We start from the raw sequence: 26,878 nt of genomic DNA, 5'->3' as shown, positions 1-26,878 counted from the left end.
ATGACGGCCGATCCCGGCTTCGGCGTCTACGTGCACTGGCCCTTCTGCGCGGCCAAGTGCCCCTATTGCGACTTCAACAGCCACGTCCGGCACGACCCGCCCGACCAGGCCCGCTTCACCCGCGCCTTCGCCACCGAACTCGCCGCGATGGCGGCGCGCACGCCGGGGCGCAGCGTGGACTCGATCTTCTTCGGCGGCGGCACGCCCTCCCTCATGGCCCCCGCCACCGTCGGCGCCATCCTGGACGAGATCGCCCGCCACTGGGCCTTCGCCCCGGACGTGGAGATCACCCTCGAGGCGAACCCGTCGAGCGTCGAGGCCGAGCGCTTCCGGGGCTACCGGTCCGCCGGGGTCAACCGGGTCTCCCTCGGCGTCCAGGCGCTCGACGACGCGGACCTCAAGGCTCTCGGCCGTCTTCACGACGTCGCCGACGCCCTGAAGGCCATCGGCTTCGCGCGCGACACCTTCCCGCGCCTCTCCTTCGACCTGATCTACGCCCGCCCCCGGCAGACGGTCGAGGCCTGGCGCGCGGAGCTCGCCCGCGCCCTGGCCTTCGCCGCCGACCACCTCTCGGTCTACCAGCTGACCATCGAGGAGGGCACGCGCTTCGCCGACCTGCACCGCGCCGGCAAGCTGGTGGTGCCCGGTCCGGACCTCGCCGCCGACCTCTACGAGGCGACCCATGCGGAACTCGACGCCGCCGGCCTGCCCGCCTACGAGATCTCCAACCACGCCGCCCCCGGGGCGGAATGCCGGCACAACCTGGTCTACTGGCGCTACGGCGAGTATGTCGGCGTCGGGCCCGGAGCCCACGGCCGCCTCGCGCTCGCCGACGGCCGCCACGCGACGGCCTGCGAGAAGGTGCCGGAGCGCTGGCTCCAGAGCGTCGAGACGGCGGGCCATGGCCTCGTCACCGACGACCTGCTGACCCTCGACGAGCAGGGGGACGAGTTCCTGCTGATGGGCCTGCGCCTGCGCGAGGGCATCGACCTGGGCCGCTACGAGCTGCTCTCCGGGCGCTGCCTCGACAGGGCCCGCCTGGCCGACCTGGCCGGCCACGGCCTCGTCGAGGTCGGACCCGGCCGCCGGCTGCGCGCCACGCCGGCCGGCTTCGCGGTCCTGGATGCGCTGGTCGCCGACCTCGCCGCGTGACCGGCCCCCGCCCGGTCCGCGCCGGACTCACGTGAAACGCTCGCGCCCCCGCGTCTGCAGGGATCCGCGTCAGGTCCCGCTGCCGAACTGCTTCGGGGCCGGGCCGACCACCTTGGCGCCGCCCTGCGCGATCTCGAAGACCGCCAGCCCGCGCTCGCTCGTCCCGTCCGGGCGGAACCGGAACAGGCCGGTCACGCCCAGGAAGCCGTTGCGCGACAGGAGCACGTCCTCGCGGAACGGGTTCGAGCCGGCGTTGCGCACCAGCCCGGCGGCCAGGAACACCGCCTCGTAGCCGAGGACCGCGAGGGAGGCCGGCTCGGCCCCGTAGGCCTGCCGGTAGCGCTGGCGGAAGCCGTCGATCTTGACCGGGTCGGGCCCCGGGTACCAGCCGCCCGCCAGCGCCGGGGAGGCGAGGGCGGCCGGGTCGGCCCAGCGACCCGTCCCGAGGATCTTGACCTTGCGGGTGTCGAGCCCGGCAGCCGACATGGCCTGCACCGCCTGGGCGGCATTGGCGGCGAGGTCGGGCACGAAGACCGCGTCGATCTGCGCGCCGAGCTTCGCGATCACCGCGGCCTTGGCCTGCATCTCGGTGGAGTCGCGATAGCGCTCGATGCCCATCACCCGCGCGTCCGCCTGGGCGGTCGCCTGCCGGAAGGCGGCCTCGGCGACCGACCCGTAGGCGTCGTCGGGCACGAGGGCCGCGAAGGACCGGCGTCCCTGCTGGGCCGCGAAGGCGACGATGCGCTCGACGTCGGCGCTCGGCAGGAAGCCGATCAGGTAGACCCCGCGGCTCGCCACGCTCGTGTCGGTCGTGAAGGCGACGACCGGAATGCCTGCCTGCCGGGCCGGACCGGCGGCGCCGCGCGCCGCGACCGCGTTGAGCGGCCCGACGATCAGCTGCGCGCCCTCGGCGGCCGCCTGGCTCGCCGCCGCCTGGCCGCCCTCGGTGGTGCCGCCATCGTCCTTGACCATGATCTGGATGTTGGAGCCGGGGAAGTCCTGCAGCGCCAGGTCCGCGGCGTTCTTGATCTGCTGGGCGAGCGCGCTCGATTGGCCCCCCGCCGAGTTCGGGAGGATCATCGCGACCCTGACGCCGCCCGCGCCCATCACGTTGCCGCCCGCCCCCGCAGGCGGCGACGTCACCGTCTTGCCGTCGCCGAAGAGTGTGCCCGGCCCGCTCGTCCCGGTGCAACCCGCCAGGGCGAGGAGGCCACCCGCGAGCGGAAGTCGGGCGGCCGACAGGAGGAACGAACGGCGATCGGCAGGCGTCACGGGGACGATCTCCAGCGCAGGATTTCGGCGGGAAAAGCCGGCGGATTGTGACCGCGTCGTGACCCTTAGTCAAAATAGCCTTTCGCGGCCCCCCTCTGTGGCCGAACCGCCACGGGTCGGCTATGCAGGGGGACCATCCCCGTCGAAGGACACCCGCCTTGGCCGCAGAGACCGGCAGCCGCCCCGGCTACCACATCGGGCCCCACCGCTTCGAGGCTGCCCGTCCCGCCCCGGGCCTCTACATCGTCGCGACCCCGATCGGCAATCTCGGCGACATGACGATCCGCGCGCTCGAGACCCTGGCGACCGCCGACCTGGTCGCCTGCGAGGACACCCGGGTGACCCGCGTGCTCCTCGACCGCTACGGACTGAAGCCGCGGCTGACCGCCTATCACGAGCACAACGCGGCGGCCGAGCGCCCCCGGATCCTCGCCGCGCTCGCCGAGGGCAAGGTGGTCGCGCTGGTCTCGGACGCCGGCACGCCCCTCGTCTCCGACCCGGGCTACAAGCTGGTCGAGGCCGCCGCGGCGGCGGGCCACAAGGTCGTGCCTCTGCCGGGCGCCTCCGCGCTCCTCGCCGCGCTGGTTGTCTCCGCCCTGCCCAGCGACACGGTCCTGTTCGCCGGCTTCCTGCCGGCCCGCACGGAGGCGCGCCGCCGGCGCATCGAGGAACTCGCGCCCGTCCCGGCCACCCTGGTCCTCTACGAATCGCCCCATCGCCTCGCCGAATCCCTGGCCGACCTCGCCGACCGGCTCGGGCCGGAGCGCCCCGCCGCCGTCGCCCGCGAGTTGACGAAGGCCTTCGAGGAGACCGTGCGAGGCAGCCTCGGCGAGCTCGCCGGCCGCTGGGCCGACAAGGACCCCCGCGGCGAGATCGTCATCGTCATCGGCCCGCCGGCCCCGGCCGAGGCCGGTCCCGACGACATCGACCGCATGCTTCGCGCCGCCCTGGAGCGCCTGCCGCCCGGCAAGGCGGCCGCCGAGGTGGCGCGCCTGCTCGGGGCGGACCGCAAGGCGCTCTACGAGCGCGCCCTCACCCTAAAGGCCGGGGACGTCCCGTGAGCGGTCCGGCCCCGGCCCGCCGGCAGGCCTACCGCCGGGGGCTCTCCGCCGAGACCCTGGCCGCCTGGGCGCTCCGGCTCAAGGGCTACGCGGTCATTGACCGCCGCTACCGCTCGGGCGCCGGCGAGATCGACCTCGTCGCCCGGCGCGGCCGCCTCCTCGCCTTCGTCGAGGTGAAGGCCCGGCAGACCCGCGAGGCCGCCCTGGAGGCGGTCTCCGACACGGCGGCGCGCCGGATCGCCGCCGCCGCCGAGCTCTGGGTCGCCCGCCATCCCGCCTTCGCCGACTTCGACCAGCGCTTCGACATCGTGCTGGTGGTCCCGCGCCGCTGGCCCCACCACATGAAGGACGCGTTCCGGCCCGCCCGCTGAGGGCCCGGCCCGCGTTGCCCCCCGGCGCGGCGGGCGCTAGACAGGACGAACCAGAAGGATCGGAGCCCGCCATGCCGCTCGACGTCGCCGTGCAGATGGACCACATCGCGGGGATCCGGATCCGCGGCGATTCCACCTTCGCGCTCATGCTGGAGGCCCAGGCCCGCGGCCACCGCCTCTGGCACTACACCGCCGACCGGCTGGCGCTGCGCGACGGCAAGGTCTACGCCGCTGTCGAGCCCGTGGAGGTGCGCGACCAGGAGGGCGACCACTTCACCCTCGGCACGAAGGAGCGCGCCGACCTTTCCCGCTTCGACGTGATCCACATGCGCCAGGATCCCCCCTTCGACATGCACTACGTCTCGGCCACGCACCTCCTGGAGCGCGTGCATCCGAAGACCCTCGTCGTCAACGACCCGGCGCATGTCCGCAACGCCCCCGAGAAGGTCTTCGTCACCGAGTTCCCCGACCTGATGCCGCCGACGCTGATCTCGCGCGATCCGGACGAGATCCGTGCCTTCCGGGCCGAATACCGGGACGTCGTCATGAAGCCGCTCTACGGCAACGGCGGCGCGGCCGTGTTCCGGGTGAAGGCCGAGGACGAGAATTTCGGCTCCCTGCTCGACATGTTCACCACCACCTTCCGCGAGCCCTGGGTGACCCAGCAATACCGCGCCGAGGTGCGCGACGGCGACAAGCGCATCATCCTGGTCGACGGCGAGTTCGCCGGGGCGATCAACCGGGTCCCGGCGGTCGACGACCTCCGCTCCAACATGGTGCGCGGCGGCCAGGCCGTCGCCACCGAGCTCACTCCGCGCGAACGCGAGATCTGCGAGCGCCTCGGCCCGGCGCTCCGGGAACGCGGCCTGATCTTCGTCGGCATCGACGTGATCGGCGGCTTCCTGACCGAGATCAACGTGACGTCGCCGACCGGCATCCGGGCGGTCAAGCGCCTCGGCGGCCCCGACATCGCCGCCCTCGTCTGGGACCGCATCGAAGCGCGGCTCGGCCGGTCCTGAGCGGGAGACCCCCCATGTCGGACCACCGGCGCGCCCTCGCCCTGCTGCTGGCCTTCGCGCTGCTCTGGCTGGCGCCGTCCCTCGGCGCCGCGGCGCAGCCCTATCGCTTCGCTATCGTGCCCCCGACCGCCGACAGCCCCTTCTTCCAGGCGATCCGCGACGGCTGCGGCGAACGCGCCCGCCAGGTCACCGGGGTCACCTGCCTCTACGCCGCCCCGGGCGGCGAGGAGAAGCGCAGCCAGGCCCAGCTGCTCCGGGACCTCGTGAAGGAAGGAATCGACGGCATCGCCCTCTCCCCCGACCCGACCCAGGAGACCGCCCAGGCGATCGACGAGGCGGTCGCGGCCGGCGTCCCGGTCGTCACCTTCGACGCCGACCTGCCGCGCACCCGGCGCCAGGCCTTCATCGGCACCAACGCCAAGGATTTCGGCCGCACCCTCGGCCAGTCGGTGAAGCGTTGGAAGCCGAAGGGCGGCACATTCGTGATCCTGACCGCCGATCCGACCCTGCCCAACCTGTCCGAGCGCATCGCCGGCATCCGCGACGCCTTGTCGACGGGATCCTGGAGCGAGGCGAAGGAGAGCCCGGTCGTGACCGACGGCACCTTCGTGGATGCCGTGCGCATGATGGACCAGACGCTCGCCCGCCGCCCCGACCTCGACGTCGTCTTCTCGGTCGGCGCCTGGCCGATGCTGGCGCCGGAGGACTGGCGCGCCATGGTCGCCAAGTACAAGCCCCGCATCGACCAGGCGCAGACCGTTCTGGTCGTCGCCGACGCGCTTCCCGCCCAGAAGGCGCTGGTGCGCGAGGGGCTCGGCCACGTCCTGGTCGGCCAGCGCCCGGGCGACATGGGCGTGAAGGCCGTCGACCTGCTGCTCGACCTCAAGAAGGGGCGCAAGGTCCCGGAGGTCGTCTATGTCGGCTTCGACACCTTCACGCGCCTCGACCTGATCAAGCCGGGCGGCTAGGCCGGGCGGACGCGGTCCGTTCCGGTCCTGCAACCGCCTGCAACCGCGGATCGTCCACTGTTCGCGAAAGGTTCCGGCGCTGCGTGGCCATCCCCGGCTCGCCTGATGGTCGTGCTTCGTTCCTCGGGAAGAGTACCGGTCGTTGCCGGTCCTGCCCGCACCCGATCGCGGAATGTTCAGGGCCGTTGACTTTACGTTAATTGCGAAGCCGCCGCCGCGCGCCGGCCCGGTTCGTGGACGCCGGCCGCCGCTTCGAGGAAGCGCACGAACGTGTCGAAGACCAGCCGTCGGCTCGCCGCCCGCCGGAACCCGTGCCCCTCGTCCGCAACCCGCACCAGCGTGACCGGATGGCCCCGTCCGCGCAGCACCGAGGCCACCGCCTCGCTCTGCGCCGGGCTGACGCGCGGATCCTCCAGGCCGTGGGCCAGGAAGAGCGGCGCCCGGATCCGGTCGAGCTTCGCCAGGGGCGACAGCGAGGCCAGCAGCGCGGCTCCCTCCGGCGTATCCGGATCGCCGTACTCGACCGCGCGCAGCCTGCGCCGCCACGGCCCGGTCGTGGCCATGAAGGCCGGGAAGTCGGCGATCCCGTAGAAGTCCGCGCCGGCGCACCAGTGGTCGGGACATTCGGCCAGGGCCGAGAGCGCCATGAACCCTCCGTAGGACTGGCCGGCCACGCAGATGCGCGCCGCATCAAGTCCGGGCTGCGCGGCGAGCCAGGCCCGCACCGCCTCGAGGTCGCGCACGCTGTCCATCCGCCTGTCCAGGTCGTCGCCCGCCTGCCAGGCGCGTCCGTAGCCCGTCGAGCCCCGGACATTGGGGGCGAGCACCGTCCAGCCGCGGCGGACGAGGTACTGCAGGTCTGGCCGCCAATGCGCCGCGAACTGCGATTCCGGCCCGCCATGCACGAAGACGAGCGCCGGCCTGCCGGGGCGTGGCTCCGCCGGCTCGAACAGGAAGGCCGGCACCGTGGCGCCGTCGAAGCTGGGGATCGCGACCGGCATCGGCACCACAGTATCCTCCGCGGCCAGCGGATGCGCCCCGGCCGCCAGCGTCGCGACGGCCCCGGCATCCAGGTCGACCTCAAGGATCGCGGACGGCCGGTCGAATCGCGCCAGCGCCACCACGAGCCGTCGGCCGCCGTCGGCCGCGAGCAGGCTCGTGACGCGCCCCGCCGGCAGGCCCTCGACCGGGCGGCTCTCGCCCGTGCCGAGGTCGAAGATCAGGATGCGGGACACCCCGTCCCGGTTGACCGCCACGGCCGCATGGCCGTCGTCGCCGAGCGTGACCGCCGCCTCCACGTCCCCCTCCGGGGTCGCCAGCCATTCGAGCGCGCCGCCGGCGAGCGGGAGACGGGCCAGGCCGTGGAACGCGCGGCCGGCATCCGTGACGAGCAGCAGCGCCGCGCCGCCCTCCACGAAACGCGCCGCCGCCACATGGGCTTCCCGGCGCGATAGGAGCGGCCGGATCTCGCCCGTCGCCACCTCGACGGTCAGGAGATCGGCGTCGTGGAGGCCGCGCCCGTTGTCCTGGACCAGGATCAGCGTTCCGTCCGGCGAGACCTTCATGGGCGTCCGCCAGCCCTGGCCGGCGAGGATCACGCGGGTCTCCCCGGTTTCGAGGCTCTTCAGGTGGATGTCCATGTCGGCCGCGGTCCGGGCGTTCGCCGCGTAGACGAGGCGCTGCCCGGGCGGATCGAAGGTCGCCCCCGCGTGCAAGACCCTGGGGTCCTGCGTCAGCGGCTCCGGCGCGGCCTGCCCGTCCCGGAGCAGCCAAAGCTGGGTCCGCTCGTCGCCGCCGCCATCGGTCGTGAACAGGATGTCCCGGCTCTTCGGCCGAAACGCGACGCTGGTCACCGGATCGGGAAGGATCAGCCGGGGGGAGGGACGGCCGCCGGGGCGCGCCATCGTCCAGATCTGCCCGGAGCCGGTCTCGTCGGCGATCCAGGCGAGCAGCGTACCGTCGTCCGAGAGGGTGGGGGCCTGATGGGACGCGAGCGCCAGGTAGTCGGCGAGCGCCGGGCCGCGGCCCTCCAGCCGGTCGGCGAGCCGGTCCGTCGCCTCCGTGATGGCCGTCGAGAGGTCCGGCGCCTCGGGCGTCGCCACGTGGTTGGCGACGTCCACGACGGTGAGCCGCGCCCCCGGCCAGGCCGCCTTCAGCCGCCACGCCGCCTCCGGCGCCGTGACCATGTCGATGCGCCCCTGGACGATCTCGCAGGGCAGGTGCCGGAGCCGGCCGATCCCGGCGAGCACCGCGCCTTCGGGCACGAAATAGCCGTTGAGGCAATAGTGCGTGATCAGTGTCCCGATCACCCGCGCCGCCACCGGGTCCGACAGTGAGAAGACGTAGGCGGGGCTCGCCGAGACCACCTGCACGGTCGCCAGCCAGAGGCGGAGCGCGCGCGCGGCCGGCTCGTGCATGGCCGGGTCGGGATCGACCAGCCGGCGATGGTAGGCCGCCACCAGGTCGCCGCGCTCTTCCTCCGGCACGTGCCCCGCGAAGGCCTCGTAGGCCTCCGGGAAGAAGCGCCCGGCGTCGTGGAACCAGGCGCGGATGCCCGCGCGGTCGGCGAACTGGACGCCCTGCAGGCGGAACCCCAGGCAGCGGTCCGGGTGCGCGAGGCCGTAGACGAGCGCCAGCAGGCAGCCCCAGGACGCCCCCGTCACCAGCCATCGCTCGATCCCGAGCGCCTCCCGCACCCGCTCGATGTCGGCGACCAGGTGCTCCGTCGTGTTCGCGTCCAGGCACCCGAGCGGGGTGGAGCGGCCGCAGCCGCGCTGGTCGAAGCGGACCACCCGGAAGCGCCCGGGGTGGAAGCTCTGCGGCGTGTGCGACCGGAAGGCGGAGCCCGGCCCGCCGTGCAGGGCCAGGACGGGGATCCCCGCCGGGTCGCCGCCCTCCTCCACATGCAGCTCGTGCGGCGGGTCGACCGCGAGGCGGAACGAGCGGAACGGCAATAGCGGCGGATACAGCCCGTGCTTCAGCATCATGTCGGCTGCTCTCCGTTCCCTGCCGGCCACCGGTGCCGCCTCTTCTGCCATGTTGCGGCGCCCGCGAGGAGAGGCGCCATGGCCTCCGCGTCGATCCGGGGTATCATGCGGACCCGACCGGACCCGGACGCCGCCCTTGAACCTGCGCTTCCTCGAAACCTTCCTGTGGGTCGCCAAGCTGCGCAGCTTCTCGAGCGCGGCCGAGAAGCTGCACACGACCCAGGCGGCCGTCTCCAACCGCATCGCGACCCTGGAGCGCGACCTCGGGGTGCGCCTCTTCGAGCGCGACCTGCGCACCGTGCGCCTCACCCCGCAGGGACAGGACGCGCTGCGCCGCGCCGAGGAGATCGTGCGGCTCGCCACCGAGTTCCGCGACCTCGCCGGGGACGGCTCCCGCCTGCGCGGCTCCATCGCGATCGGCACGGTCGACACCATCGTGTACGCCTGGCTGCCGCGCCTGATCGAGCAGATGAAGAACCGCTACCCGAACGTCAGCATGGACCTGGCGGTCGACACGAGCCTCAACATCGCCCGCCAGCTGCAGGAGGGCACCGTCGACCTCGGCATCCTGATGGGTCCGGTCATCGGCCCGGACATCCACAACCTGGAGATCTGCAGCTTCGACTGCGTCTGGTTCGCGGCCGCCGGGCTCGATCTCCCCGCCGAGCCGCTGGAGCTCTCCGACCTCGTCCGCGTGCCGATCCTCGCCTACTCGCGCGGGTCCCAGCCGCACCACGCCATCCTGCGCCTCCTCGCCCGCGTCGGCATCCAGCCCGACGAGGCGCGGATCTACAACACCAACTCGATCGCCACCATGATCCGCCTGCTCTGCGACCGGGTCGGCGTGACCACCTTGCCCCGCTGCGTCGTCCAGGAGCATCTCGACGCCGGCCGCATCCGCGAGATCGAGGTCAACGCCGCGATCCCGCCGCTGCATTTCCATGCAGCCTATGCCGAGCGGCCGGGCAATCCGATCCCCGCCGCCATCGCCGGCATGGCGGCCGAGATCGCGGCGGATTTCCGCGCCGCGACGGAAACCGGCCCGGCCTGACGCCCCCGCCGGCCTCCGGCCGCCCGCCGCCGGATCGCTCGATAAGTTTTTCTTGTGCGGCCGGATCGATTTTTCCCGTTTGTCGGAACCGACCCCGTCTGCTTCGTTGACGTCGACGAAACGAGGAGGCGGAGCCATGAAGGTCGGCATCGTTCAGATGAACACCCAGGACGACAAGGCCGCCAATCTGGCCGTCGCCACCAAGCTGATCGAGAAGATCGCAACCCAGGAGGGCGCCGATCTGATCGTGCTTCCCGAATACTATGCGTTCCTGGGCTCCGATCCCCAGTCGGCCCGCGACAGCGCCGAGACCCCTCCCGAGGGCGACGCCTACCGGACCATGTCGGCGCTCGCCGCCCGCCTCGACGTCACGATCCACGCCGGCTCGATCGTCGAGAAGGACGGCAACAGCTTCTACAACACCACCTACGTGTTCGGCCCGGACGGCCGCGAGATCGCGCGCTACCGGAAGATCCATCTCTTCGACGTCGACGTGCCCGGCGGCGAGAGCTACCGCGAGTCCGACATGGTGGGCCGCGGCGACGAGGTCGTCACCTACCAGGTGGCCGGCCGCACCGTCGGCTGCTCGATCTGCTACGACCTGCGCTTCCCCGAGCTCTTCCGGGCGCTCCGCGACAAGGGCGCCGAGGTCATCGTCCTGCCCGCGGCCTTCACGCTGATGACCGGCAAGGACCACTGGGAGGTGCTCCTGCGCGCCCGCGCCATCGAGACCCAATGCTGGGTGCTCGCCTCCGCGCAGGTCTTCTCCCATGCCGGCGGCAAGAAGGCCTGCTACGGCCATTCCATGGTCATCGACCCCTGGGGCCAGGTGACCGCCATGGTGCCCGACATGGTCGGCACCGCCTCCGCGACCCTCGACTTCGACCGCCTGGCCACGATCCGCACCAAGCTGCCGGTCGCCAACCATCACGTCCTCTGATCGCCCGGAGACCCGCCCCATGTTCGTCATCGAACCGATGCCGCCGCAGATCCCGGACGATCTCGTGGCGCTCCTGGAGAGAGTGGAGACGGCGACCGTCGGCCACGTGCTCCATTCCGGCTTCGTCGACCGCCGGATCGCGGCCGTCCTGCCCGGCAAGCGCGTCGCCGGCACGGCCGTCACGATCCGCATCCCGCATGCGGATTCCGCGCTCTTGCACTGGCTGACCGCCGAGGTCCGGCCCGGCGACGTCGTCCTGGTCGACCGCTGCGGCGACGACCGGCACGCCTGCTGGGGCGGCGTCATCACCAACGCCATGAAGCTCGCCGGCGTGAAGGCGGGCGTGGTGGACGGACCGGCGACGGACTTCTCGGAGATCGTCCGGGTCGACATGCCCATGTGGTGCCGCGGACCCTCGTCGATCACCACCAAGCTGCTCGGCCTCGAAGGCGCCGTGAACGTGCCGGTGTCGGTCGGCGGGCAGGTGGTGCACCCGGGCGACGCGGTGCTGTGCGACGAGAGCGGCGTGATCGTGCTCGACCCGGCCCGTGCCCGCGCGGTCGCCGAGAAGGCGATCGCCATGCAGGAGAACGAGATCGTTCTCCTGGACCGGCTCCGCAGGGGGGAAAAGCTGCCCGACATCTCGGGCGCGCGTGCCATGGTGGAGGCCAAGCGGGTCCGCTGACCCGGGGCGGATCCACCGGGCCTCCCGGTCCGGACGCGGATGGAAGCCAGAAAAGCAAGGAAGGACATGCGACATGAACAGGCGTAGCTTCGCAGTCTCGGCCGTCGTCCTCGCGTTCGGCTTCGCCGCCGCACCCGCCGGCGCCCAACAGACCGTCACCGTCATGGCCTATTCGGGCCTGTTCCAGGACCGCTACACCGCGGCCGTCATCGAGCCCTTCGAGAAGGCGAACCCGGGCATCAAGGTCACCTACGCGCCGCAGCAGTCCTCGGCCGCCATGATCGGCCAGTTGCGTGCCCAGAAGGCCGCTCCGCAGGCCGACGTGGTCATCATGGACGTGTCGGTCGCCAAGGCCGGCACCGACGAGGGCCTCTACGTCAAGCTCGACGACAAGGTCCTGCCCGTCATCGCCGACCTCTACCCGAACGCCCGCTTCCCGGACGTGGCCGGCGTCGCCGTGACCTTCGACAACCTCGTGATGATCTACAACACCGAGGCCTTCCCGACCCCCCCGAAGGCGCTCACCGCCCTCGCCGACCCGGCCAACAAGGGCAAGGTGGTGATTCCGGGGATCCCGGACATCCAGGGCCTCTCGCTGATCGCCATCCTGGACAGGAAGAACGGCGGCCCGGGTGTCGACGGCAAGTTCGAGAAGGGCATCGAGGCCATGGCGCCGATCGCCCCCAATGTGCAGACCTGGGAGCCGAAACCCGAGGTCTACGCCCCGGTGATCGCCGGCCAGGCCACCATCGGCATCGGCTGGAACGCCCGTGCGCAGGTCAACTCCGACACCTCCGGCGGCAAGCTCAAGGCCGTCATCCCCGAGGAGGGCACCGCCTTCCAGATCAACGTGATCAACCTCGTCGCGGGCGCCCCCCAGCCCGAGGCGGCCAAGAAGTTCATCGCCTACGCGCTCTCGCCGGAAGCCCAGAAGGCCTTCACGGAGTCGATGTTCTACGCCCCGACGAACGCCAAGGCGCAGATCGACGCCAAGGCCATCGACCGGACGGCCGTCAAGTTCCTCGACAAGGTCGTGCCGATCGACTGGCTCGCCGTCGCCAAGGTGCGCGACCAGGTCGCCGAGCAGTGGCGCCGCCGGGTGATCCCGCTGTCGCGCTGAGCCTCGCCGGGACCCGTCGAGCTTCGGGATCCGCTTGCCGCCCCGCGCCGCCCCGGCGCAGAGTCGAGACGAGAGTACGGGACCGATGATGCACCAGGCGCCGACCGCCATGACCCTCGCCGGATCCGGGCCCGCCCCCGGCGAGGGTTTCCTGTCCCTGCAGGCGCTGACGAAGCGCTACCACGACTTCGTGGCCGTCGACGCGGTCGACCTCGACGTAAGCAAGGGCGAGTTCGTCGCCCTTCTCGGGCCGTCCGGCTGCGGCAAGACCACTACGCTCCGGATGATCGCCGGCCTCGCGCCGGCGACCGCCGGGCGCATCGTGGTCGCCGGCCGCGACCTGACCCGGGTCCCGCCGCACCGCCGCGACATGGGGCTCGTCTTCCAGAGCTACGCGCTCTTCCCCCACATGACGGTGGCCGGCAACGTCGCCTTCGGGCTCGAGATGCGGGGTCTGCCCCAGGCGGAGATCAAGGCCCGGGTCGCCGAGGCGATCGCGCTGGTGCGCCTGGAGGGTCGGGAGGACCGCCGCCCCGCGCAGCTCTCCGGCGGCCAGCAGCAGCGCGTCGCGCTCGCCCGCGCGCTCGTCATCCGCCCCTCGATTCTGCTCTTCGACGAGCCCCTGTCGAACCTCGACGCCAAGCTGCGCGAGGAGATGCGCGCCGAGATCCGGGACATCCAGCGCCGCCTCGGGACGACCGCCGTCTTCGTCACCCACGACCAGGACGAGGCGCTCACCATGTCGGACCGGGTCGTCGTCATGAGCCACGGCCGGATCGAGCAGGTCGGAACGCCCGAGGACCTCTATGAGCGCCCCGCCAGCCCCTTCGTGGCCGCTTTCGTGGGCCGCACCAACCGCTTCCCGGGCATCGCCCGGGGCACGACGGTCACCGCCGGCGCCCTGGCGCTGGCCGCTCCCGCCCCCCACGAGGGTGCCGTCGACGTCATGGTTCGGCCCCACAGGATCCAGATCGAACCCGCCGGCCTGCCGGCGCAGGCGGGAATGAACCACGCGGCCGGCACCGTTCGGCGCACGATCTATGCCGGCAACGTCGTCCAGTACGAGGTGGAGGCGGCCGGACTGATCTTCACCGTCGAGCAGGCGACCCGGGGCTCCGGCGGCCTCGCCCCGGCCGGCACCCCCGTCACGCTGGCCTGGGCCGTGGCCGATACGCTCGTCTTCGGGGCCGCCCCGTGACCGCTGCGGTTCTCTCCGCCCCGATCGGCCGCGAAGCCGCCCCGGGCGGCCCCATGCTGGTCGCCCTGCTCCTGGCCCCGATCGCGGTCCTGAACGCCATCGGCTTCCTCCTGCCGGTGCTGAACCTCGCCGTCATGTCCTTCCAGGAGGTGCAGGCCTCCGGCGCCATGACGGGCGGCTGGTCGACGGCCAAGTGGCAGGCGGTGGCGACCGACAGCTTTTATTGGGAGCTCCTCGGCAACAGCATCCGCACGAGCCTCGTCATCACGCTCCTGACCCTGGTCGTCTCCTACCCGATCGCCCTCTACCTGCATCGCTCCACCGGGCTCTGGCGGAGCCTGCTCCTGGTGCTGGTCATCTCGCCGCTTCTCCTCTCCGCGGTGGTCCGCACCTACGGCTGGATCGCGATCCTGTCCGACCAGGGCCTTGTCAACGCCGCCCTGAAGGCGTTCGGCGCCCGGGAGCCCTGGCGGCTGATGTTCAACCTGACCGGCGTCACCATCGGCCTGACCGAGATCCTCATACCCTACATGATCCTCGCGCTGCTGGCCGGCTTCGGACGCCTCGACGCCCGCGTCGAGGAGGCCGCCGCGACCCTCGGCGCGCCGCCCTTCAAGGTCTTCTGGCGCGTGGTGGTGCCCCTTTCGCTGCCCGGCGTGGCGCTCGGCTCGCTCCTCACCTTCGTGCTCGCCGTCTCGTCCTTCATCACCCCGAAGCTCCTCGGCGGCGGCCGGGTCTTCCTGCTCGCCACCGAGGTCTACGACCAGTCGATCGTCAACCTCGACTGGCCGCTCGCGGCGACGCTCTCGATCGTCGTGCTGGTGGTGTTCGGCGTCGCCATCGCGCTCTACGGCCGCATCCTCAAGTCGGTCGGGTGAAGCCATGGACGAGCGCCCGGTCTCCCCCTTTCTGAAGTTCTGCGCCGCGCTCGCCTTCGTGTTCCTGCTGGCGCCGGTCCTCGTGGTGGTGCCGCTGTCCTTCTCGGGCGAGGTCTTCCTGTCCTTCCCGCCGAAGAGCTGGTCGCTGCGCTGGTACGAGGCCATCGGGCAGAACCCGAAGATGCTGGACGCCTTCCTGTTCAGCCTGAAGCTCGCCGCCGCCGTCACGATCACCGACCTGATCGTCGCCGTGCCGGCCGCCTACGCGCTCGTCCGCCTCGCCCCGCGCGGCGCCGAGGCGATGACGAGCCTCTTCACGGCCCCGCTGCTCCTGCCCACGATCGTGCTCGGCCTCGCCATGCTGATCGTCTTCGCCCGCGCGGGCCTGCTCGCCACGCCGCAGGGTCTCTACTTCGCCCACCTCGTGGTCACGCTCCCCTATGCGCTGCGCGTCGTCTCGACGGCCCTGTCCACCCTGCCGATCGCCGTCGAGGAGGCCGCCGCCACCCTCGGCGCCTCGCCGCTGACGGTCTTCCGGCGCGTGACGCTGCCCCTCATGCTCCCCGGCATCGTGGCCGCCGGCGCGCTGTCGTTCCTGGTCTCCTTCGACGAAGTCGTCCTCTCGCTCTTCATGTCCGGCCCGCGGCTCTCCACGCTGCCGGTCGAGATGTACCGCCATGTGGAGACCCGGGCCGACCCGCTGGTCGCGGCCATCTCGGTGCTCCTCGTCCTGTTCACCCTCGTCATCGTGGTGGTCGTCGACCGCTCGCTGGGTCTCGCCAAGGCCTTCGTGAAGTAGCCCCGGCGCCCTCGCGCCGCCCCTGTCCTCAGCACGCCGTGCCGGATGCCCCGGCTCGGCGAACGATGGAGTTTGCCCATGCCCGAGCTCGCCTTCTGGATGACGCAGCCCACCATCCCGCATATCGAGATCGCCCGGGACTGCGGCTTCAATCGCGTGGTGCTCGACATCGAGCACGGCACCTTCGACCTCGACACCCTGGACCGGGTCATCCCCTTCTGCCGGGCCCTGGGCATGACGGTCTACGCCAAGGTGCTCGGCCCGCTGGCGGAGACGATCCAGCAGGCCCTCGACTTCGGCGCCGACGCCGTGGTCATCCCCCATATCGGGGGCGCGGCCCATGCCGAGGCGGTCTGCCGGTCCGCCAAGTACCCGCCGCTCGGCAACCGCTCCTACTCGGGCGGCCGCCCGATCCGCTACGGGCCGGCGACCGACGACTACGGCGCCGCCGAGAACGCCCGGACCAGGTGCTACCCCATGATCGAGAGCGCCGAGGCGCTCGCCGACGTGGAGGCGATCGCGGCCCTGCCGGCCGTTGACGGCCTCTTCGCCGGCCCGACCGACCTGTCGCTGAGCCAGGGCCGCCCGCGCTACAGCTTCTCGGCCGAGGACCGCGCCGACCTCGTCCGCATCGCGAACGCGGCCCGCGCCGCCGGCAAGACCTGGATCCTGCCCGCCTGGACGGCGCCCGAACGCCAGCTCGGCAAGGAGCACGGCGCCGAGGTGCTGGTCGTCGGCGCCCAGTTCTACCTGGTCCGCGCCGCCTTCAAGTCCCTCGTCGAGCAGCTCGAGGGCGAGGGCATCCTGTAAGGCCGACCCTCCTCGACTGACCCCGCCCGCCCGAGCCCTGACCGGAACCCTTCCATGACATCCCCCCTGCGCGTCGCCGTCGACATCGGCGGCACCTTCACGGACATCGAGGTCCTGGACACGGCCACCGGCCGCGTCCACCAGTTCAAGACCCCGTCGACCCCCGAGGACCCGTCCATCGGCCTCGTCGGCGGCCTGCGCGCCGCCGCCGCCCGCTTCGGCCTCGACGTCGGTGCCGTGGAGCACATCCTGCACGGCACCACGATCGCCACCAACGCGGTGCTGGAGCGCAAGCTGCCGGCCGGCGCCATCGTGACCACGGCCGGCTTCGAGGATCTCCTGCAGATCGGCCGGCACGGCCGCCGCGACGTCTACGCCCTCACGCTCGCCCCGCCGCCGCCCCTCGTGCCGCGACGCCACGCCTTCGGGGTCCCCGAACGCATCGGCCCCGACGGCCGTGTCCGCCAGCCGCTCGACGAGGCCGCCGTGCGCCAAGTCGCGACGGCGTTGCGCGAGGCGGGCGTCGCCGCCGTGGCGGTCTGCCTGCTCCACGCCTACGCGAACCCCCTCCACGAGCGCCGCGTCGGTGAGATCCTGGCGGCCGAGCTTCCCGGCGTCGCCATCTCGCTTTCCTCCGAGATCAGCCCGGAGATCCGCGAATACGAGCGCCTGTCCACCACGGTGCTCAACGCCCTGCTGGTCCCCGTGGTCTCTGGCTATACGCGCCGCCTCTCCGAGCGCCTCGCCGCCGAGGCGCCCGGGACCCAGGTCTACCTCGTGCAGTCGAACGGCGGCGTCAGCGGCCTCGCCAAGGCGGGCCGCGAGCCCGCCCGCCTGCTCCTCTCCGGCCCGAGCGGCGGCGCTGCCGCGGCCCGGCGCCTCGCCGCCGACCTCGGCGAACCCAACCTCGTCGCCGTCGACATGGGCGGCACCTCCTTCGACGTCTCGGTCGTGCATCGGGGCGCCGTCGCCATGGTGGCCGAGGGCGACATCGACGGCCTGCCGGTCCGGCTCCCCATGGTCGAGATGCGCACCATCGGGGCCGGCGGCGGCTCGATCGCCTGGGTCGACGACGGCGGGCGCCTCCGCATCGGCCCCCAATCCGCCGGCGCGCGGCCGGGCCCCGCCTGCTACGGGCGCGGCGGCACAGACCTGACGGTCACGGACGCCAACCTGGTCCTCGGCCGCCTCGACGCCGCCCGCTTCATGGGCGGCGCCATGCCGCTCGATCCGGCGGCCGCCCGCGCCGCGGCCGCGCGCGTCGGTGCCCGGCTCGGGCTCTCGGCCGAGGAGACGGCGGCGGGCGCCGTCTCGGTCACCAACTCCAACCTCGCCACCGCGATCCGCCTCAGCCTGTTCGAAAAGGGGCTCGACCCGGAGGACTTCGCGCTCCTCTCCTTCGGCGGTGCCGGCGGCCTCCATGCCTGTGAGGTGGCCGAGGATCTCGGCATCCGCCGGGTCGTCTTCCCGCCGCACGCCTCGACGCTCTCCGCCTGGGGCATCCTCTGGTCCGACATCGTCCACGACCTCGCCCGCACCGACATCGCGCCGCTCGCCGAGGCGGGATCCCGCCTGGAAGCGGCGGCCGGCCGGCTCGCCGCCGAGGCGGCGCGCCTGCTCGACGAGGATGGCGTCCCGGCCGACGCCCGCCGCTTCGACTGGAGCCTGGACTTGCGCTACGCCGGCCAGGCCTTCGACCTGCCCGTCCCGATCGCGGGGCCGGACTTCTCCGCCGCCGGGCTGGCCGGCGCGGCGGCGGCCTTCCACGCCCTGCACCGCCAGCGCTTCTCCTACGACGAGCCCGCCACGCCGGTCGAGCTCGTGGCGCTGCGCCTCGCCGCCGTCGGACGCCTCGCCAAGCCCGCCCCCGAGCCCCCGCCCGCCCGCGCCGGGGGCGACCGCGCCGGCTCCCGCCGGGCCTGGGCCCGCGGCGGCTTCGTCGAGACGGCGGTCAGGAGCCGCGACGGGCTCGACGCCGAACCGGTCCTCGGCCCCGCCGTCGTCGAGGAGGCCTACACCTCGTCCTACATCCCGCCGGGCTGGGAAGCCCGGCTCGAGCCGTCCGGCGCGCTGGTCGCCCGGCTCGTCGGCGCCTGAGGAGGCATCCATGACCGCCATCGGCCCCGTCCGCGTCGAAATCATCCGCAACGCCCTCGTCGCCGCCGCCGAGGAGATGAGCATCACGATCTGGCGCACCAGCCGCTCGACCGTGGTGCGCGAGATCCTGGACTTCTCGACCGCCGTCTTCGACGCCGAGGGTCGCCAGATCGCCCAGTCGGCGCGCATCCCCGTCCATCTCAACTCCATGTCGGCCTGCCTGGAGCGCCTGATCGCCGACTTCATCCCCCTCGCCGACTGGCACGAGGGCGATGTCGTCGTCACCAACGACCCCTATTCGGGCGGCCAGCACCTGCCCGACATCCAGACCTTCCGCCCCGTGTTCCACCAGGGCCGGCGCGTCGCCATCGTGGGCACGCTCTGCCATCACGTCGACGTCGGCGGGGGCGCCGCGGGGAGCTACTACGCCGACGCTCGCGAGATCTTCCAAGAGGGCATCCGCATCCCGCCCCTCAAGCTCGTCGAGCGCGGCGTGCCGAACCGCGCCGTCATGGACCTGGTGCTCGCCAACGTTCGCCAGCCGGACGAGACCTCCGGCGATCTGCAAGCCCAGATCGCCGCCCTCGGCATCGGCGCCCGCGCCCTGGAGCGGATCGCCGCCAAGTACGGCCCGGCCGATCTCGCCGCCGCCATGGCGGCGATCCTCGACGGCTCGGAGGCCATGATGCGCGCCGCCATCGCGGGCCTGCCCGACGGCACCGCGAGTTTCGTCGAGCTCGTCGACGACGACGGCCAAACCGAGGGCCCGATCCGCCTGGAGGTCCGCCTGGACAAGGCCGGCGACCGCATCCGCCTCGACTTCGCCGGGTCGAGCCCGCAGGTGCAGGGTCCGGTCAACAACACCCGGGCGATGACCGAATCGGCCGTCTACTACGCCCTGCTGGCGGCCCTCGGGACGGACATCCCGGCCAACAGCGGCTGCTATCGTCCGATCGAGGTGGTCCTGCCCCCCGGCAGCGTGGTCGACGCCCGCTTCCCCGCCCCGGTGACCGGCCGCATGGTGGTCAACCACCGCATCGCCACCGCGGTCTTCGGCGCGCTGGCCGCCATCGTGCCGGAGCGCATCCCGGCCGCCTACTACGCCATCTCGTACGTCTACGCGCTCGCCACCGTGGAGGCCTCGGGCCGCCGCCGCGTCTACTTCGACATCGAGGTCGGCGGCTGGGGCGGCCACGCCGGCGGCGACGGCGCGAGCGCGCTCTCGTGCGGCCTGCACAACAACACCAACGCCCCGATCGAGATGGTCGAGGCGAAGTACCCCGTCACCTTCCTGCGCTACGGACTGCTGCCCGACTCCGGCGGTCCCGGCCGCCACCGCGGCGGCCTCGGGCTCGTCCGCGAATTCCGCCTCGACGCCCCCGCGGGCTCGCTCAGCACCAACTTCGAGCGCTTCCGCCATCCGCCCTACGGGCTGGCCGGCGGCCGCCCGGGCTCCCTGAGCCGCACCACGGTGACGCGTGCCGACGGCACCGTCGAGCCCCTGCGGTCCAAGGTCTCGGGCGTGCCGATCCGCGCCGGCGACGTTGTCACGATCGAGACCTCCGGGGGCGGCGGCTGGGGCGACCCGGCCCGGCGCGACCCGGCCAGCGTCGCGCGCGACCTCGCGGACGGCTTCGTCACCCCCGGACGGGTCTCCGCCGACTACCCGGCCCGGAAGGAGAACACCCCATGAGCACGACCGCGCCCGGCGGCATCCGCCTCTCGCTCCGCGAGGTCGAGGACCTGACCTTCCGCGCCCTCGCCGGCTCCGGAGTCGGGGAGGTGCAGAACCGCGCCGTCACGGCCTCGGTGGTCGATGCCGAGGCCGAGGGCGTCCACAGCCACGGCCTCGCCCGGCTGCCCACCTATTGCGAGCATGCCCGGGTGGGCAAGATCGACGGCCGCGCCACGCCGACCCTGAGCCGCCCCGCCCCCGGTCTCGTCCGCGTCGACGCCGCCGACGGCTTCGCCCACCCGGCCATCGACCTCGGCCTGCCGGTGCTCGCCGGGACGGCCCGCCGCCAGGGCATCGCCGCGCTGGCCGTGACGAACTCCTACAACTGCGGCGTCGTCGGCTACCACGTCCGCCGGATCGCCGCAGAGGGCCTCCTCGCCCTCGGCTTCGTCAACGCCCCGGCCTCCATGGCGCCCGTCGGCGGCACCGTCCCGGTCTTCGGCACCAACCCGCTGGCCTTCGCGGTTCCCCGGCCCGGCGCGGACCCGCTCGTCCTCGACCAGTCGTCGAGCGTCGTCGCCAAGAGCGAGATCGTCCTGCACCGGCAGCGCGGCGAGCCGATCCCGCTCGGCTGGGCGCTCGACCGCGACGGCAGGCCGACCACCGACCCGGCCGCCGCCCTGGACGGCGGAACCATGGTGCCGGCGGGCGGCCACAAGGGTGCGGGCCTTGCCCTGATGGTCGAGATCCTGGCGGCCTGGGTCACCGGCGCCTGCCTGTCGATGGACGCCTCGTCCTTCGCCGACAACACGGGAGGACCGCCCCGCACGGGCCAGTTCTTCATCGCCGTCGCGCCGTCGCCGCTCACCGGGGAGGCCGCCGGCCCGCGCCTCGCCCGCCTCCTCGGCGCGATCGCCGAGCAGCCTGGTGCAAGGCTTCCCGGCGACCGTCGCGCCGCCGCCCGCCTGCGCACCGCGGCGGAGGGCATCACCGTTCCGGCGGCGCTCCTCGCCCGCATCGAGGGCTACGCTAAGGCGTGAGGGCCGGCTCGGTCAGGCCCGCCGGCGCCCCGCGGCCGGCGCCGTGAGCTGGTCGAGCACCGCGGAGACCGCCCCGGCATCCATCGGCTTGACCAGCCTCGCGTCCGCGCCGGCGTCGAGCGCGGCGCGCTCCGTGTCGGGGGTGGTGTCCGCCGTCAGCGCCACGATGGGCAGCCGCGCCCGCCCTGCGGCCGCCTCGGCGGCCCGGATCGCCCGGATCGCCCCGTAGCCGTCGAGCGTCGGCATGTGCAGGTCCATGAGCACCGCGTCGAAGGGCCGGCCCGCCGACAGCGCCGCCTCGACAGTGTCGACCGCCACCGCGCCGTCCCCGACCGTCTCGGCCGCGTGGCCGAGGTTGGCCAGCAGGGCGCGCGCCAGGAGCGCGTTGATGGGGTTGTCGTCCGCCACCAGGAGGCGGAGGCTGCGGCCCCCGGGCAGGGTCGGCTCACCGGGAACCCGCACGTCCGTGGCGTCGCTCGCCACCGGCCGTCCCTCGACCAGCGCCGCGGCGACCCGCTCCAGCGACCGCCGGCGCACCGGCTTCACCAGGTAGCCGACCGCGCCGGCGGCCTTGAGCCTCGCCAGCGATCCGCGGTCCGAGGGCGCGATGAGCACGGCGGCCGGGGCAAGGCCCGCGAGCCCGGCGAGCAGCGGCTCGGCATCCGCCGCCGGCCCGTGGTCGACCAGCACCGCGTCCGCCCTGGCCGCCGAGGCGGCGCCGGGCGCGTCCGCGGGACCGACCAGCCGGGCCTCGGCCCCGAGGTCCGACAGGCGGCGGAGGATCAGCGGCGCCTCGATCCGGCCGGCCGAGACGACCAGCACCCGCCGACCCGCCAGCAGCCGCTCGCGCGGGGCGCGCCGCCGCTCCGGCCCGCTCCTCTCCGCCGCCGCGACCGGAAAGGCGACCTCGAACGAGAAGGCCGAACCCGCCCCCGGCGAACTCGCCACCGCGATGTCGCCCCCCATGCGCCGCACGATGGCCCGGGCGATGGCGAGACCGAGCCCGGTGCCGCCGAAGCGCCGCGCCGGCCCGGAGTCGGCCTGCTCGTATTCCCCGAAGATGCGGTCGAGATCCGCCGCCGCGATGCCGATGCCCGTGTCGGTGACCGTGAAGGAAAGCCGCACCGCACCCGCATCGCCGTCCGCGGCGTTCTCGGCGCCGCCCGCCCGCGTCACCGACAGCGACACCCCGCCGGTCTCGGTGAACTTGATGGCATTGCCGACCAGGTTGATCAGAACCTGCCGCAGCCGCACCGCGTCGAAGACCATCCGCGCCGGCAGGCCGGGCCCGCTATAGGCGGCGAGCTCGATCCCCTTCGCCTGCGCGCGCGGCGCGATCAGCTCGACCACGCTCTCGATCTCGGTCTCCAGGGCATGCGGGCCGGGCTGCAGGTCGAGCCGTCCGGCCTCGATCTTCGCCAGGTCGAGCACGTCGTCGACGAGCGACAGCAGGGCCTCGCCGGAGGTCCGCACGGCGGCCGCATAGGTCTGCTGCTCGGAGGAGAGCGGCGTCTGCAGGAGAAGGTCGGCCATGCCCAGGATGCCGTTCAGCGGCGTCCGGATCTCGTGGCTGGCGAGCGCCAGGAAACGGGACTTTGCCGCGTTGGCGGCCTCCGCGAGGTCTCGCGCGCGCCGCAGCTCCGTCTCGGTTGCCCGCCGGTCGGTCACGTCGCGCAGCATGCACTGCCGCGTGGCGCGGTCCCCGTCGCGCGCGGCCAGGGGCACCTCGCGCAGGGAAAACCAGCGCGGCCCCGCCGGGGTCGAAAGCAGGAGGTCGCCCGCCCCGGGTTCCGACTCGTCCGCCCGTGCCGCCTCGCCGCCCGGCACGACGAGCCCCGCGACCAGCCGGTCGAGCCGCCGCCCGAGAACGCGCGCGGCCGGCAGGCCGAAGGTGGTCGAGAAGCCGTCGTTGACGAAGACGATCCGCCGGTCCGCGTCGCAGCGCAGGACCACGTCGCCCGAAACCTCCAGCACGGACCGGTACCGCTCCGCTGCGTCGCGCAGCGACCAGTTCTCGTCCTCCAGCCGCTCGACCCTGGCCGCCAGCGCGGCACCGCCCCGGGCGCCGGGCCCCCGGGCGCGCCGCGCCAGCCGCGCCAGCCGGATCGCCATCCGGTGCGCCGGCCGCGGCGGTATCGCGCCGTCCCGGCCGCCGCCGCCCTTCGCCTTGGGAGTTCGCGTCATGGCGGCAGGATAGCCGCCGGCCCGTTAGGAAAGGCTTGCGCCGCCGCCCTCCGCAGGGCCGCCCCGGGCGGTGTTCGACCAAGCCGGGCTGGTCCCTACGATTTCCTGCGCAGATGTCCTAGCATGCGCCGTCATCGGGCCGTCACGGGCCGGTGATCAGGTCCGGCGCCAAGGGGGGCGACGTCGCGTGTCGCGTATCGAAGTCACGGAACTCACCAAGGCCTTCGACGACCGGCGCGCCGTCGACGCCGTCTCGTTCCGGGTCGAGGCGGGCGAGCTCTGCGTCCTGCTCGGCCCCTCCGGCTGCGGCAAGTCGACGACCCTGCGCCTGATCGCGGGCCTCGAGGACCCGGACGACGGCACCATCCGCATCGCCGACCGCGACGTGACCCACCTGGCGCCGAAGGACCGGCGCATCGCCATGGTGTTCCAGTCCTACGCGCTCTTCCCCCATCTGACGGTCGCCGACAACATCACCTTCGGCCTCGAGGTCCGCGGCGTGCCGAGGGCGCAACGCCGCGAGCGCCTCGCCCGCGTCGCCGCCCTGGTCGGCCTCTCCGACTATCTGAAGCGAAAGCCCGGCCAGATGTCCGGCGGCCAGCGCCAGCGCGTGGCCCTCGCCCGCGCCATCATCGCCGAGCAGCCCGTCTGCCTGATGGACGAGCCCTTGTCGAACCTCGACGCCAAGCTGCGCGGCGAGATGCGGGTGGAGATCCGCGCCCTGCAGCAGCGGCTCGGGCTCAGCATGATCTACGTCACCCACGACCAGATCGAGGCCATGACCATGGCCGACCGGGTGATTCTGATGAAGGACGGTCGCATCGAGCAGCAGGGCAGCCCGGCCGAACTCTACGAACGGCCCGCCACTACCTTCGCGGCGCGCTTCATCGGCGCCCCGGCCATGAACCTGATACGGCAGCAGGGCACGATCCTGGGCCTTCGCGCCGAGCACATGCGCCTCGACCCGCCCGCCGGCGGCCCGCGCGACGCCACCGTGTCGAGCGTGGAGTATCTCGGCGCCGACACCATCGTGGGCCTAATGCTGGACGGCGAGGCCGTGTCGGTGCGCGTCCCCGGCCGGACCGCCGCGCGCGTCGGCGATCGCTTCGCGCTCGGCTGGGACCCGGCCCACGAACACCGGTTCGACGGCGTCACCGGACGCCGCCTCGACAGCCCATCCGCCGGGGCACCCGAATCCCGGCCGGCGACCGCGACGATGTCCTGAGAGGAGACGAGCATGAGGATGACCCGACGCACTACCCTGGCCGCCGCCGCGGCCGCCCTGATCGGCATCGCCGCCCCCGCGGCGGCGGCCGACACCGCGCTGACCTTCTACTATCCGGTCGCGGTCGGCGGTCCGGTGACCAAGATCGTGGACGGCATGGTGGCCGACTTCGAGAAGGACAACCCGGGCATCAAGGTCAAGGCGGTTTATTCGGGTTCCTACCAGGACACGATCGCCAAGATCCTCACGGCCGTGAAGGGCGGCGATGCGCCGTCGGTGGCGGTCGCGCTCTCCACCGACATGTTCACCCTCATCGACGAGGACGCGGTGGTGCCCTTCGACGACATCGTGTCGAAGGAGAAGGCCGCGACCTGGTTCAAGAGCTTCTACCCGGGCTTCATGGCGAACAGCCAGACGGGCGGCAAGACCTGGGGCATCCCGTTCCAGCGCTCGACCATCGTGCTCTACTGGAACAAGGAGGCCTTCAAGGAGGCCGGCCTCGATCCCGAGAAGGCGCCGCAGACCTGGGACGAGATGCGCGCCATGGCGGCCAAGCTCACGAAGCGGGACGCCTCCGGGGCCGTCACCCAGTGGGGCGTGTCGATCCCGTCCTCCGGCTTTCCCTACTGGCTGTTCCAGGGCCTGACCACGCCGAACGGCGCTCTCCTCGCCAACGAGGCCGGCACGGCGGTCGCGTTCGACAGGCCGGAGGTCGTCGAGGCGCTGCAGTACTGGGTCGATCTCGCCACCAAGGACAAGGTCCACCCGCCCGGCATCGTCGAATGGGGCACCACGCCGAAGGACTTCTTCGAGCGCAAGGTCGCCATGATGTGGACGACCACCGGCAACCTGACGAACGTGAAGACCAACGCCAAGTTCGACTTCGGGGTCGCCATGCTTCCCGAGAAGAAGCGGCGCGGCTCGCCGACCGGCGGCGGCAACTTCTACGTCTTCAAGGCTGCCTCGCCCGAGCAGCAGAAGGCCGCGGCCGTCTTCGCCGAGTGGATGACCGCCCCCGAGCGGGCCGCCCAGTGGTCGATCGCGACCGGCTACGTGGCGGTCTCGCCCGCCGCCTTCGAGACCAAGGCCATGAAGGACTATATCGCCGGCTTCCCGGCCGCCGCGGTGGCGCGCGACCAGCTGCAGTTCGCCGTCGCGGAGCTCTCCACCCATGACAACCAGCGTGTCGCCAAGGCCCTGAACGATAACCTGCAGGCGGCGCTGACCGGCACCAAGATGCCGGCCCAGGCCATGAAGGACGCCCAGGCGGAGGCGGACCGCATCCTGAAGCCCTACAAGTAGGGCGAGGGTCGGCCCGGTCGCCGACGAGCCGGACGCGGCCGGGTCGGGGGCACGGGGATGGCCGCCACGGGGCGGGTACAACAGGGAGCCCTTGGCGCCGGACGGCGCCGGGGCGCCCGAGGCGCGCAGGACGAGGGGATCCAGCCGTGAAGACATCGCCGCGACGGTCGCTTGCCGCAAGGGCGGAGCCCTGGCTCCTCCTGCTGCCGTCGATCGTCCTCTTCGCCGCCTTCACGCATGTGCCGATCGTCCGCACCGCGATCGACAGCCTCTACTCGACCCCGAAGGGGGCACGCCCGTCGCGTTTCGTCGGGCTGGCCAACTACGAGGACATGGCCGCGGACCCGATCTTCTGGAAGGCGCTCGTCAACAACCTCGTCTACGCCCTCGGCACCATCCCGCTGTCGATCGGCCTCGCCCTCGCCATGGCGCTCTTCGTCGACGGGCGCATCGCCGGGCGCGGTCTCCTGCGCATGGCCTACTTCACCCCGACCGTGTTGCCGATGATCGCGGTCGCCAACATCTGGCTCTTCTTCTACACCCCCCACTACGGCCTGCTGGACCAGATCGCCGGCCTCTTCGGCATCGGCGCGACCAACTGGCTCGGCACCCAGTCGACCGCGCTCGGCGCCATCATGGTGGTGACGGTCTGGAAGGAGGCCGGCTTCTTCATGATCTTCTACCTCGCCGCCCTGCAGACCATCCCCCCGGACCTGAAGGAGGCGGCCGCCATCGAGGGCGCCTCGGACCTGACCGTCTTCCGGCGGATCACCTGGCCGCTCCTGATGCCCGTCACGCTCTTCATCCTGGTCAACGCGGTCATCAACGCCTTCCGGATGGTCGACCACATCTTCGTCATGACCGGCGGCGGGCCCGACAACGCCACCAACGTCCTGCTCTTCCACCTCTATCAGGTGGGCTTCAAGTTCTGGGACCAGGGCTACGCCACCGCGCTCACCATGGTGCTGCTCGCCATCCTGTCGCTCCTCGCCCTCGTCCAGTTCCTCGCCGCCGGCCGGCGGGTGCATTACCAGTGAGGGCCGC

General features: G+C 72.7%; 22 protein-coding genes. 19 read left to right on the top strand and 3 right to left on the bottom strand.

Going from position 1 to position 26,878, the window contains the following annotated elements; translation table 11 throughout:
• Nucleotides 1–1,152 carry a radical SAM family heme chaperone HemW gene (gene hemW / locus WBG79_RS15525; RefSeq protein WP_337358103.1) on the top strand — a complete coding sequence of 384 codons (1,152 nt, stop codon included), beginning with the start codon at nt 1–3 and terminating at the stop codon, nt 1,150–1,152.
• 69 nt (nt 1,153–1,221) lie between these two features.
• Here hemW and WBG79_RS15520 read toward each other — a convergent pair whose 3' ends face one another.
• Nucleotides 1,222–2,424: a penicillin-binding protein activator gene (locus WBG79_RS15520; protein ID WP_337358102.1), complete on the bottom strand. Its 1,203-nt coding sequence runs from the start codon at nt 2,422–2,424 to the stop codon at nt 1,222–1,224.
• A 122-nt stretch (nt 2,425–2,546) separates the two neighbouring features.
• Between WBG79_RS15520 and rsmI the strand changes: the two genes are divergently transcribed.
• From rsmI to WBG79_RS15500, 4 genes are all read left to right on the top strand, one after another.
• Nucleotides 2,547–3,485 carry a 16S rRNA (cytidine(1402)-2'-O)-methyltransferase gene (gene rsmI / locus WBG79_RS15515; protein ID WP_443147464.1) on the top strand — a complete coding sequence of 313 codons (939 nt, stop codon included), beginning with the start codon at nt 2,547–2,549 and terminating at the stop codon, nt 3,483–3,485.
• The gene (locus WBG79_RS15510; RefSeq protein ID WP_337358100.1) at nt 3,482–3,856 is read left to right on the top strand and encodes a YraN family protein; all 375 of its coding nucleotides are present in this window, start codon (nt 3,482–3,484) and stop codon (nt 3,854–3,856) included. The genes rsmI and WBG79_RS15510 overlap by 4 nt, the downstream gene beginning before the upstream one ends.
• A gap of 71 nt (nt 3,857–3,927) precedes the next feature.
• Nucleotides 3,928–4,875 (top strand): glutathione synthase, encoded by a 948-nt coding sequence (gshB, locus tag WBG79_RS15505; RefSeq protein ID WP_337358099.1) that lies wholly within the window; start codon nt 3,928–3,930, stop codon nt 4,873–4,875.
• A gap of 14 nt (nt 4,876–4,889) precedes the next feature.
• Nucleotides 4,890–5,843: a substrate-binding domain-containing protein gene (locus tag WBG79_RS15500; RefSeq protein WP_337358098.1), complete on the top strand. Its 954-nt coding sequence runs from the start codon at nt 4,890–4,892 to the stop codon at nt 5,841–5,843.
• A 191-nt stretch (nt 5,844–6,034) separates the two neighbouring features.
• On the opposite strand, the gene WBG79_RS15495 is transcribed toward WBG79_RS15500, so the two are convergent.
• On the bottom strand, nt 6,035–8,830 hold the full coding sequence (locus tag WBG79_RS15495) for an alpha/beta fold hydrolase (protein ID WP_337358097.1): 2,796 nt from the start codon (nt 8,828–8,830) through the stop codon (nt 6,035–6,037).
• A 136-nt stretch (nt 8,831–8,966) separates the two neighbouring features.
• Here WBG79_RS15495 and WBG79_RS15490 point away from each other — a divergent pair, with 136 nt between their 5' ends.
• From WBG79_RS15490 to WBG79_RS15440, 11 genes are all read left to right on the top strand, one after another.
• Nucleotides 8,967–9,881: a LysR family transcriptional regulator gene (locus WBG79_RS15490; RefSeq protein ID WP_337358096.1), complete on the top strand. Its 915-nt coding sequence runs from the start codon at nt 8,967–8,969 to the stop codon at nt 9,879–9,881.
• 136 nt (nt 9,882–10,017) lie between these two features.
• Entirely contained in the window at nt 10,018–10,821 is an 804-nt protein-coding gene (locus WBG79_RS15485; RefSeq protein ID WP_337358095.1) for a carbon-nitrogen hydrolase family protein, read from the top strand.
• Between the two features lie 19 nt (nt 10,822–10,840).
• Nucleotides 10,841–11,506 (top strand): RraA family protein, encoded by a 666-nt coding sequence (locus WBG79_RS15480; RefSeq protein WP_337358094.1) that lies wholly within the window; start codon nt 10,841–10,843, stop codon nt 11,504–11,506.
• A 73-nt stretch (nt 11,507–11,579) separates the two neighbouring features.
• Nucleotides 11,580–12,626 (top strand): ABC transporter substrate-binding protein, encoded by a 1,047-nt coding sequence (locus WBG79_RS15475; protein WP_337358093.1) that lies wholly within the window; start codon nt 11,580–11,582, stop codon nt 12,624–12,626.
• Between the two features lie 85 nt (nt 12,627–12,711).
• The gene (locus tag WBG79_RS15470; protein ID WP_337358092.1) at nt 12,712–13,824 is read left to right on the top strand and encodes an ABC transporter ATP-binding protein; all 1,113 of its coding nucleotides are present in this window, start codon (nt 12,712–12,714) and stop codon (nt 13,822–13,824) included.
• Nucleotides 13,821–14,702 carry an ABC transporter permease gene (locus tag WBG79_RS15465; protein WP_337358091.1) on the top strand — a complete coding sequence of 294 codons (882 nt, stop codon included), beginning with the start codon at nt 13,821–13,823 and terminating at the stop codon, nt 14,700–14,702. The genes WBG79_RS15470 and WBG79_RS15465 overlap by 4 nt, the downstream gene beginning before the upstream one ends.
• Before the next feature lie 4 nt (nt 14,703–14,706).
• Nucleotides 14,707–15,501: an ABC transporter permease gene (locus WBG79_RS15460; protein WP_337358090.1), complete on the top strand. Its 795-nt coding sequence runs from the start codon at nt 14,707–14,709 to the stop codon at nt 15,499–15,501.
• A 78-nt stretch (nt 15,502–15,579) separates the two neighbouring features.
• Nucleotides 15,580–16,311 carry an HpcH/HpaI aldolase family protein gene (locus WBG79_RS15455; RefSeq protein ID WP_337358089.1) on the top strand — a complete coding sequence of 244 codons (732 nt, stop codon included), beginning with the start codon at nt 15,580–15,582 and terminating at the stop codon, nt 16,309–16,311.
• A gap of 54 nt (nt 16,312–16,365) precedes the next feature.
• On the top strand, nt 16,366–18,408 hold the full coding sequence (locus WBG79_RS15450) for a hydantoinase/oxoprolinase family protein (RefSeq protein WP_337358088.1): 2,043 nt from the start codon (nt 16,366–16,368) through the stop codon (nt 18,406–18,408).
• 10 nt (nt 18,409–18,418) lie between these two features.
• Entirely contained in the window at nt 18,419–20,101 is a 1,683-nt protein-coding gene (locus WBG79_RS15445; RefSeq protein WP_337358087.1) for a hydantoinase B/oxoprolinase family protein, read from the top strand.
• Entirely contained in the window at nt 20,098–21,123 is a 1,026-nt protein-coding gene (locus WBG79_RS15440) for an Ldh family oxidoreductase (RefSeq protein ID WP_337358086.1), read from the top strand. The genes WBG79_RS15445 and WBG79_RS15440 overlap by 4 nt, the downstream gene beginning before the upstream one ends.
• Nucleotides 21,124–21,135: 12 nt before the next feature.
• Here WBG79_RS15440 and WBG79_RS15435 read toward each other — a convergent pair whose 3' ends face one another.
• A complete protein-coding gene (locus WBG79_RS15435; RefSeq protein ID WP_337358085.1) occupies nt 21,136–23,307 on the bottom strand; it encodes an ATP-binding protein in 2,172 nt (723 codons plus the stop codon).
• A gap of 187 nt (nt 23,308–23,494) precedes the next feature.
• On the opposite strand from WBG79_RS15435, the gene WBG79_RS15430 reads away from it, so the two are divergent.
• The 3 genes from WBG79_RS15430 (at nt 23,495) to WBG79_RS15420 (ending at nt 26,871) form a co-directional block, all read left to right on the top strand.
• Entirely contained in the window at nt 23,495–24,532 is a 1,038-nt protein-coding gene (locus tag WBG79_RS15430) for an ABC transporter ATP-binding protein (RefSeq protein WP_337358084.1), read from the top strand.
• A 12-nt stretch (nt 24,533–24,544) separates the two neighbouring features.
• Nucleotides 24,545–25,834 carry an ABC transporter substrate-binding protein gene (locus WBG79_RS15425; RefSeq protein WP_337358083.1) on the top strand — a complete coding sequence of 430 codons (1,290 nt, stop codon included), beginning with the start codon at nt 24,545–24,547 and terminating at the stop codon, nt 25,832–25,834.
• 146 nt (nt 25,835–25,980) lie between these two features.
• Complete coding sequence (locus WBG79_RS15420; RefSeq protein WP_337358082.1) at nt 25,981–26,871, top strand: carbohydrate ABC transporter permease; 891 nt, start codon at nt 25,981–25,983, stop codon at nt 26,869–26,871.
• Nucleotides 26,872–26,878 lie beyond the last annotated feature (7 nt).

This window comes from Prosthecomicrobium sp. N25 (assembly GCF_037203705.1).
In the GTDB taxonomy this organism is placed as follows: Bacteria; Pseudomonadota; Alphaproteobacteria; order Rhizobiales; family Ancalomicrobiaceae; genus Prosthecodimorpha.
The sequence above is the reverse complement of the archived record's forward strand: the minus strand, read 5'-3'. Positions and strand labels throughout refer to the sequence as shown.

Bases quoted from the DNA above. Each gene is read 5' to 3' on its own strand.
- WBG79_RS15480 (WP_337358094.1), top strand. From the start codon at position 10,841: ATGTTCGTCATCGAACCGATGCCGCCGCAGATCCCGGACGATCTCGTG.
- WBG79_RS15435 (WP_337358085.1), bottom strand. From the start codon at position 23,307: ATGACGCGAACTCCCAAGGCGAAGGGCGGCGGCGGCCGGGACGGCGCG.
- WBG79_RS15440 (WP_337358086.1), top strand. From the start codon at position 20,098: ATGAGCACGACCGCGCCCGGCGGCATCCGCCTCTCGCTCCGCGAGGTC.
- hemW (WP_337358103.1), top strand. From the start codon at position 1: ATGACGGCCGATCCCGGCTTCGGCGTCTACGTGCACTGGCCCTTCTGC.
- WBG79_RS15445 (WP_337358087.1), top strand. From the start codon at position 18,419: ATGACCGCCATCGGCCCCGTCCGCGTCGAAATCATCCGCAACGCCCTC.
- WBG79_RS15485 (WP_337358095.1), top strand. From the start codon at position 10,018: ATGAAGGTCGGCATCGTTCAGATGAACACCCAGGACGACAAGGCCGCC.
- rsmI (WP_443147464.1), top strand. From the start codon at position 2,547: ATGCAGGGGGACCATCCCCGTCGAAGGACACCCGCCTTGGCCGCAGAG.
- WBG79_RS15455 (WP_337358089.1), top strand. From the start codon at position 15,580: ATGCCCGAGCTCGCCTTCTGGATGACGCAGCCCACCATCCCGCATATC.
- WBG79_RS15460 (WP_337358090.1), top strand. From the start codon at position 14,707: ATGGACGAGCGCCCGGTCTCCCCCTTTCTGAAGTTCTGCGCCGCGCTC.
- WBG79_RS15470 (WP_337358092.1), top strand. From the start codon at position 12,712: ATGATGCACCAGGCGCCGACCGCCATGACCCTCGCCGGATCCGGGCCC.
- WBG79_RS15425 (WP_337358083.1), top strand. From the start codon at position 24,545: ATGAGGATGACCCGACGCACTACCCTGGCCGCCGCCGCGGCCGCCCTG.
- WBG79_RS15450 (WP_337358088.1), top strand. From the start codon at position 16,366: ATGACATCCCCCCTGCGCGTCGCCGTCGACATCGGCGGCACCTTCACG.
- gshB (WP_337358099.1), top strand. From the start codon at position 3,928: ATGCCGCTCGACGTCGCCGTGCAGATGGACCACATCGCGGGGATCCGG.
- WBG79_RS15495 (WP_337358097.1), bottom strand. From the start codon at position 8,830: ATGATGCTGAAGCACGGGCTGTATCCGCCGCTATTGCCGTTCCGCTCG.
- WBG79_RS15475 (WP_337358093.1), top strand. From the start codon at position 11,580: ATGAACAGGCGTAGCTTCGCAGTCTCGGCCGTCGTCCTCGCGTTCGGC.
- WBG79_RS15500 (WP_337358098.1), top strand. From the start codon at position 4,890: ATGTCGGACCACCGGCGCGCCCTCGCCCTGCTGCTGGCCTTCGCGCTG.